At 52.3% G+C, this 558-nt stretch carries 1 protein-coding gene; it reads left to right on the forward strand.

Going from position 1 to position 558, the window contains the following annotated elements; genetic code table 11:
• A partial coding sequence (locus WA407_RS26260; protein ID WP_336078732.1) for a condensation domain-containing protein occupies positions 1-558 on the forward strand: 558 nt, incomplete at both ends.

Below are 558 nucleotides of genomic sequence, written 5' to 3' on the forward strand. Positions count from 1 at the left end.
GATGTTTGAGTTGAAAACATTGGAGCAGCAGGAGTTCCAGCTGGAAGGTCTGACCTTACATTCGTATCCGCTGGAAAATCATACGGCCAAATTTGATCTGAGCTTGGATGCAATAGAGCAGCCAGAAGGCATTCTGTGCCGTCTGGAATACAGCACGGCGCTGTACAAGCCTGAGACGATTGCGCGATTGGCACAGCATTTTACCGAACTCGTACGTGCAATTACACTGCATCCACAACAGCCACTGGCAGCTTTGGATATGGTACCTGCCGAGGAAAAAGCACAAATCATTCATGGATTTGGAGATGTGGGGGTATCGGATGTTGCTGTAGTCGAGGCAGGATCCTTCTTCCATACCTATGTGGAAGAACAGGCACAGCTTGTGCCGGATCGCGTGGCGGTGGTGTACGAGGAGCAGCAGCTTACGTACTGGAAACTGAACGAGCGTGCGAACCAATTGGCGCGGAGATTGCGGAACGAAGGCGTTGGACGCGAGTCGATGGTTGGCATCTTGAGTGAACGCTCGGTGGATATGTTGGTCGGCGTACTGGCGGTGTG

The organism is Paenibacillus sp. 203, from assembly GCF_037027525.1.
Taxonomy (GTDB): domain Bacteria; phylum Bacillota; class Bacilli; order Paenibacillales; family Paenibacillaceae; genus Paenibacillus; species Paenibacillus polymyxa_B.